General features: G+C 70.9%; 5 protein-coding genes. 2 read left to right on the top strand and 3 right to left on the bottom strand.

From position 1 onward, the window contains the following. A partial coding sequence (locus tag IEZ06_RS35365; protein WP_189241028.1) for a zinc ribbon domain-containing protein occupies window positions 1-170 on the top strand: 170 nt, incomplete at its 5' end. A gap of 32 nt (window positions 171-202) precedes the next feature. Here IEZ06_RS35365 and IEZ06_RS35360 read toward each other — a convergent pair. The 3 genes from IEZ06_RS35360 to IEZ06_RS35350 form a co-directional block, all read right to left on the bottom strand. Further along, the gene (locus tag IEZ06_RS35360) at window positions 203-745 is read right to left on the bottom strand and encodes a hypothetical protein (protein WP_203872434.1); all 543 of its coding nucleotides are present in this window, start codon (window positions 743-745) and stop codon (window positions 203-205) included. Window positions 746-1,449: 704 nt separating this feature from the next. Beyond that, complete coding sequence (locus IEZ06_RS35355; protein ID WP_189241027.1) at window positions 1,450-3,690, bottom strand: Orn/Lys/Arg family decarboxylase; 2,241 nt, start codon at window positions 3,688-3,690, stop codon at window positions 1,450-1,452. A 647-nt stretch (window positions 3,691-4,337) separates the two neighbouring features. Beyond that, entirely contained in the window at window positions 4,338-4,733 is a 396-nt protein-coding gene (locus tag IEZ06_RS35350; protein ID WP_203872433.1) for a helix-turn-helix transcriptional regulator, read from the bottom strand. A gap of 226 nt (window positions 4,734-4,959) precedes the next feature. Between IEZ06_RS35350 and IEZ06_RS35345 the strand changes: the two genes are divergently transcribed. After that, complete coding sequence (locus IEZ06_RS35345; protein ID WP_189241026.1) at window positions 4,960-5,391, top strand: STAS domain-containing protein; 432 nt, start codon at window positions 4,960-4,962, stop codon at window positions 5,389-5,391. Window positions 5,392-5,617: the final 226 nt, after the last annotated feature.

Raw genomic sequence — 5,617 nt, 5'->3', positions numbered from 1 at the left:
ACACCTCCCGCGCGTGCTCGCGCTGCGGGCACTGCGCGACGGAGAACCGCCTCACCCAGGCTGCGTTCGCCTGTACGGCGTGCGGGCATGAAGCGCACGCCGACGTCAATGCGGCGATCAACATCCTCAGGGCAGGGCTTGCCCTTCGTGAGGCTGCGGAAGCGGCTTAGCGAGAAGCCGCTCCCTTCAGGGAGCGGAGGAGTCACTGCAGGTACTTGTTGTAGGGGCGGGGGCGGCGGGCGAGCGCGAAGAGCAGTTCCAGCAGGAACCGGACGCTGTCGGCGGCGTCGAGGCGGGCGGCGAGCGCATGCCCGTCCCGGTCGTTCTTGACGGAGCGGTAGAGGGAGTTGGCGTAGGCGTCGAGCCATTCACCGGCGTTCTGGAAGGCTTCGTCGGCGTCGAGTCGTGCCTTGGCGGCCAGGATCCGGGCGATGCCTCCATCCAGCCGGTCGAGCACGACCGTGGCGCGGGCCAGGGCGTAGCGCTCGAAGCCGGGCATGCCGGCCGTGCGGAACTCGGTCAAGGTGATGACGGCGAGGTCGAGCTGCGGGGTGCGGTGGCCCGCGAAGCGGGTGAGATCCGTTGCCGCGCCGTCGGCGAGAACGACGTACAGGTCGTGGTCTGAATGCGCGGTGGTCATGCCGTCGTGGGCGCGGGAGCCTTTGAGGACGAGGCCCACGACGGCGGGGTCGGCGGCGGCGCGTTCGACGAAGGCGTGGTAGGTGAGGGGCTGTGGAGCGGGCATCGTGTTCTCCGGGTGATGGCGACGGGTATGCCTGTCGGGGCGGTCCCGCCTGCCGGGGGATCGTCTGTACCGTCCGCGGCGGCACGTGGCCGCCGCCCGGAAGATCAACGCACGCGTGGACCCTACCGCCCGAGCGGTCCGGGATGCACCGGTCCGGTGTGGCCGTGAGCGAGGCCGGTTTCGCAGGACGGTGTCCTCCAGGGCCCGATACAGCGTGGACCGCCCCACGCCGAGGGCCTTGGCGATGGCCGGGATGGTCTTCCCGCGGGCTCAGCGGGCGCGGGCGGACTCGAGCTTGTCGGCGTCGATCGCCGGGGGCCGACCACCCTTGCGGCCCTGGCGGCGGCCGCCGCCAGGGCGTCCAAGGTGCGCTCACGGACCAGGTCGCGCTCCATCTCCGCGGCCATCGCCGCCACCAGGAACAGCATCGTGTCCGCGATCGACTGGCCACCGGGCCGGTGCACCCCGGCGCGCACCCCGACAGGATGTGCAGGTTGATGCCGCGCGGCGCGAGCTCGTCCTCCAAGAAGACCAGGAGTTCCTTCACGCTGCGGGCGATGCGGTCGGACTTGTAGATGACCAGGGTGTCGTCGGCGTGCATCCGTGGCGGCCAGCTTCGGGCGCTCGCGGCGGGTCCGGGCCGCCCTGCTCGCCCGCGACGCCGGCCTCGCTCCCGGCGAACCGGGGACCACGGAGTGAGGGTCTCATCCCTGCTTGAGGACCTCCACCCAGTAGCGCCCGTCACCGTCGCGGTGGGCGCCGTGAATGTCGGTGGCCAGGTCGGGGAAGGACCGGTCGAAGTCCTCCAACGCCTGCAGGTACGTCATCAGCGGGCCGTCGGCGGGGCCGGCCGCCTCGCCGGGCATCAGCATGGGGATCCCGGGCGGGGTGACCACCACCGTGGCCGCAGCGATCCGGCCCGGCAGACCGGTCAGCGGGACGCGCTCGGTGCGGGAGCGGATCATGGCCTGGTAGCAGTCGGCGGGGGTCGACACCTGCTCGGGCAGGGTGGTGAAGACCTGGTCGAGCAGCCCGCCGATCCCGGAGTCACGCAGCTTCCCGTGGATGAGGGTGCAGAACCGCTGCAACGAGATCGTGGGCGGTCCGAAGCCGGGCAGCACCTCCGCCAGGGGCAGATCGTCGTCGTAGGCCTTCTTGAAGTCGGTGAGCGCGTCGATCAGGGTGCCCCACTTGCCTTTGGTAATGCCCATGGAGAACAGCACCAGCAATGTGTGGTCACCGGTCTTCTCCACCACGATGCCGCGCCGTTCCAGGTAGGCGGCCACGACGCGGGCGGGGATGCCCCAGTCCAGCGTGCCGGTGGCGGCGTCGGCGCCCGGGCAGGTGATCGTCACCTTGACCGGGTCGAGCAGGCAGTAGCCGTCGGACATCCCGTCGAAACCGTGCCAGGCGGCTCCGGCCTCCAGGGTCCAGCACCGCGGTTCGGTGCACAGCAGCACCGGGTCGGCGTCGGCGAACGAGACGGTCCGACCGGTGCGCGGGTCGGTGACCGCGGGCGGCTGCCAGACGCCGAAGAACCAGCCGGGGCGCAGGCCGTCCTCGCGGATGCGGGCGGCCAGCCGGACCATCGCCTGCCGGAACCGGACCGCCTCGACGATCGCCTCCCCGGTGAGGAAGGGGCCCGACGGGCCGTCCATCATCGCGGCCGCGACGTCCAGCGAGGCGATCACTGGATAGAGGGGTGAGGTGGAGGCGTGCATGAGGTAGGTCTCGTTGAGCGCGTCGTAGTCGACCGGTGCGCGTTCGGCGGGGCGGACGTGCAGCATCGCCGCCTGGGACAGCGCGGCCAGCAGTTTGTGCGTCGACTGGGTGGCGAACACGGTGGGGCGGTCCGGTCCCGGCAGCGTGCGCTCGTCGATCGCCATGCCGTACCGGTCGGCGTAGAGCGGGTTGAACCGGGCGTAGGCGAACCACGCCTCGTCGAAGTGCAGCCGCGGCACGCTGGCGCCGAGCAGTTCGCCGACCCGTACCGCGTCGTAGCACACCCCGTCGTAGGTGGAGTTCGTGACCACGGCGTACGTCGGGGCTCCGGTGGCGAGGGCGTGGGCGGCCACCCGTTCGCGGATCGCGTCCGCCTCCAGCGCGGCGGGAGGGATCGGGCCCGCCAGCCCGAGTCCGTTGCGCTCGGGGATGAGGTAGACCGGGCGGGCGCCGCTGATGGCCAGCGCGTGCTGGACCGACTTGTGGCAGTTGCGGTCCACCAGGACGGTGTCGTCGCGGGCGATCGCGTGGTGACCGACGATGCGGTTGGCGGTGGAGTTGCCGTTGACCACGAAGAACGTGCGGTCGGCGCTGAAGACGCGGGCGGCGTTGCGCTCGGCGTCTCCGATGGGGCCGGTGTGATCGAGCGGCGATCCCAGCTCGGTGACGGAGATGGACAGGTCGGTGCGCAGCAGCCGCTCACCGTAGAAGTCGAAGAACGCCCGTCCCACCGGTGATTTGAGGAACGCCACGCCTCCGGCGTGCGCCGGGGTGTGCCAGGAGTAGCGATGGTGGTCCTGGAGGCGCCGCAGCGCACCGAAGAACGGCGGGAGGATCTTCTCGGCGTACTGCTCGGCCGCGTGGGCGATGCGTCCGGCGATGAACTGCGGGGTGTCCTCCAGGGGGAAGACGTAGCCCTGGATGACCTCGTACACCCACAGCGGGAGCTCCTGCTCCTGCGTCATGAGGAAGACGGGCAGGCCGCGGAACCGCTTGGCCACCGCGCCCAGCAGTTCTTCGGCGCCCGGCGCGTCCCAGGCGGCCAGTACCGCCGTCAGCGACGCGTCCGACGCGGCGACCGCCAGGGCGTCCTCGGCCCGGTGGGTCCAGCGCACCTGGAGCCCGAGCCCGTCCATCGCCGCGCATACGCGGCGGAGCTGCTCGGCGAGCGCCGAATCGGCGTCGGGGCGTTCGGCGACTGCGGCGAGAACCGTTCGTTCCATGCGGCGCTCCGTGATCGGGGGAAGGGGCGGGAGGTTCTCCCAACCCCAGGCAATGGTAACGTTCCGTCCTTGAACGACAACATTCGGTAATCATCTTGTGTCCTGGGGTTCCACGGCCGGCGGGGTGTCCGGTCGGCGAGTTGCCGCCGCTTCCGGCGCCGTTCTCGACGGCAGGTGCTTCCCGTGCCCCCCGAAGCCCCGGTGGGATCACCCGCTACGGCAATCCTGAGCGATCGGGTGGCGTCTCACAGCGACGGTCCCCGCGCCTGGAGTGTTCCGTTGCGTAGACGCGTTGCAGCAGCCGCAACCTTCGCGCGCCTGGATGCGGTCGGTGATCGGCAGGGTCTCATCTCCTGCACGAATCCGGCCCCCTGCCGGGCCCGTGCATGTCCGGGTTCGTCCCCTCGCCCACCTGCCGCGTTACGCACCCGGCAGCACCGGGCGATCAGCCCTCGGTGCCCCCGGCCCGCCATCAGCAGCCAGAGCGGGGAAACCGACACCGTCCGACCCGAACCGATCCGGGCTCGGGCCGCCGTTCGCTCTCATCCGGCCTGAGGCATGTCTCGCCGGTCATGAGGCGTCCGCTCGGATGCCGCAGCTACGTGAGACGGTCATCCAGTGCCCAGGGCGAAGGCGCGTCAAAGGCGTCAGCGAAAAGCGGCAGCGCTCGATCGATGCGCGACAGCGTCGATCGGGGCCGTCGGGGCATCGGCGTGGCCGACGGCACGCGCGTCGCCGGCGGGCAGGTCGCGCTGGGTGAACAGGTCGATGAGCAGCCCGACGGGCAGACCGGCCTCGGTCGGATAGCGGAAACCACGTTCGGGGTTGAGGGTGTAGTGGTTGCGGCGGCCGACCTTGCCGCGGGTCAGGTAGCCCTCCTGGTGCAGGTCGGACACGATGCCCTGCACGGCCCGTTCGGTGATGCCGATGCGGTCGGCGATGTCGCGCAGGCGCGCCTGCGGATCGCGGGCGATCTCCAGCAGCACCCGGGCGTGGTGGGTCAGGAACGTCCAGGTGGAGGTGGGTTCACCAGAGCTGCTCATAACCATGTCGTATCTTTCGAGGCTGGTCGGGTCGGCACGCTGGTAGCGGACGCGGGATCTGTCTACCATAAGATTTCATCGGAAGTTTGTTTCTGGCAAGCGACTTCGTGAAAGACGCTGCGGGTGAGATGATTCCAGCCGACCGGCCTCCCTCCCTGACGGGGGTTCGCATGCCTGCCCTCCAGCCCTGGCGCGTCCGCACCTGCCCGCCCGCGCCCGCAGCGCCATGACCATCCTGTACGGCCCCGCCTCCGCCGTTCCCGCAACCGGCGTTCCCGAACCCGGCACCGCGTCCTGCGACGCCGTCGACGCGCTCCTCTACGCCGACCGCCAGTTGCGCCTGGTCTACCGCCCCGCGCCCAGTGCGGCCCGCATCCGGCTGATCGGCGAGATCGACGCCACCAACCGCAACGCGCTGGAGCAGACGCTGGCCCGCGCCGGACACGGCGGCGAACCTCTCCTGATCGATGCCGGGCGGCTGCGGTTCATCGACACCGGCGGAACGCTCCTGCTGGCGCGGCTGTGCCAGGCGGGCGCGGCCCGTGTGGTCAACGTGCCGCCCTTCCTGCGCCGCCTGGCGGACCTGCTGGATCTGCCGTTGGGCATTGATGCCGTGGTCAGCGCCGCAGCACACGACCACCGGTCTCGGCAGGGATAGGCCGGCCACGGACCGTGGCCTTGTAGGGCTCCGCTCACCTCAGTCCCCCGCGCCGGGGTGCGCGTTCATCGGCTCACCGCGACTCCGAGCGCGCTGCTTCCTCCCAGGCGCAGCCCCCTGCGCTTGCGGCCGGCGGACCTGCCTGCAATCCTCCCGCCCGATCCCCCTGGGTTCCGCAGCTAATCAGGGTTCTGGGCCACGGGTGAGGGTGTAGGTGCTGGTCAGA

The sequence above is a fragment of the Planomonospora antibiotica genome, assembly GCF_014647955.1.
GTDB classification, from domain to species: Bacteria; Actinomycetota; Actinomycetes; order Streptosporangiales; family Streptosporangiaceae; genus Planomonospora; species Planomonospora parontospora.
Note: the sequence above shows the minus strand (reverse complement) of the source record. Positions and strands in the feature narration are given on the sequence as shown.